The 1516-nt window shown below is 70.4% G+C and carries 1 protein-coding gene; it reads left to right on the forward strand.

Annotated elements, in window-relative coordinates; all coding sequences use genetic code 11:
* The coding region (locus ACFWM7_RS35250) for a polyketide synthase dehydratase domain-containing protein (protein WP_383268859.1) at positions 1-1516 on the forward strand (1516 nt) is incomplete at both ends.

Below are 1516 nucleotides of genomic sequence, written 5' to 3' on the forward strand. Positions count from 1 at the left end.
AAGGTGGCCGTTCCGGGTGAGCTGACCGCTCCGGAGTACTGGGTCGGTCAGCTGCGTGGCACCGTCCGCTTCCACGACGCCGTCAACACCCTGCGGGACGAAGGCGTGGGTCTCTGCCTCGAAGTCGGCCCCGACGCCGTACTCACCGGCATGATCCGCAATGGACAGGGCGAAGAAGAAACCCTGACCGCCCTACCCCTGCTGCGCGCAGGGCACTCCGAGACGGACGTGCTCGGTGCGGGGCTGGCCCAGGCCCACGCCCACGGCGCGCACATCGACCTGACCGCGTTCTTCCCCGGAGCGGCCCCGGCCGACCTGCCCACGTATGCCTTCCGGCACAGGCGGTACTGGCTGACCTCCGGACGGCGGGCGAACGGACGCCCCACCGCACGCGGCACGTCCCGGCACCCGCTCCTGGACACGGTCGTCGAGCTCGCGGACCGAGGCGAGACGGTACTCAGCGGCTGGTTCAGTGCCGAGGACCACCCGTGGCTCGCCGACCACACGATCGACGGCAACGTGATCCTGCCGGCCGCTGTGTTCCTCGAACTGGGGGCCGCGGCAGCCGCCCGTACCGGCGCCAGTGGTGTGGAACAGTTCACTCTGGAGGCGCCCCTGCCCCTGCCCGAGGGCGAGGCCGTCCGCCTGCAGATCATCGTTCGGGCAGCCGACCCGGACGGCACCAGGGCCTTCTCCGTCCACGCGCGACCGGCCGACCGGGACACTGGGGAAGCCGAGTGGACCCGCTGCGCGAGCGGCAGCCTCACGTCCGCGACCAGCGGCCCGGTGCCGGACACCTTTGCGTCCCTTCGCAACTGGCCGCCGCAGCACAGCACCGAGATCCCCTTGGAGGGCATCTACGACCGTCTGGACAGGCTCGGCTACGCCTACGGCCCCACGTTCCGAGGCCTCCGCGGCCTCTGGCAGCGCGGCGAGGATCTGTACGCGGAGGTCCAGCTGCCGCAGGAACTGCACGGCGAGGCGGAGCAGTTCGCGATCCATCCGGTACTGCTGGATGCCGCGCTCCAGCCCCTGGCCGTCACGTCGGCCGAGACGCTCGAAGCCGGAGACCTGCTGTGGCTGCCGTTCGACTGGCACGGCGCCTCCTTCTGGGGCCCCGACGGGCTCACCAGTCTGCGCGTACGGCTCACGCTGACGGGCGGCGACGATGTCTCCGTGGCCATCGCCGACCACCACGGCTCGCCGGTCGCCGAGACGCGGACATTGACACTGCGCCAGATGTCCCGGAAGCGCTTCTCCGCACAGTTCGCGGCGGAGAGTCCCGTCCTGCATGCCGTGAGGTGGGAGCGGGTTGCGGTTTCGGGGGTTGTTGGGGAGTTGGTGTTGGTTGGTGGTGGTGTGCCTGGGGTGGTGGGTACGCATGTTTTTGAGGTGCCGGTTGGTGCTGGTGGTGCTGGGGCGGGTGTGCCTGGTGGGGTGCGGGATGTTGTGGGTGGGGTGTTGGAGTGGGTGCGGGGGTGGCTGGCGGATGAGCGGTTTGAGGGGTGTCGGCTGG

Source organism: Streptomyces sp. NPDC058375, from assembly GCF_042723425.1.
GTDB classification, from domain to species: domain Bacteria; phylum Actinomycetota; class Actinomycetes; order Streptomycetales; family Streptomycetaceae; genus Streptomyces; species Streptomyces durocortorensis.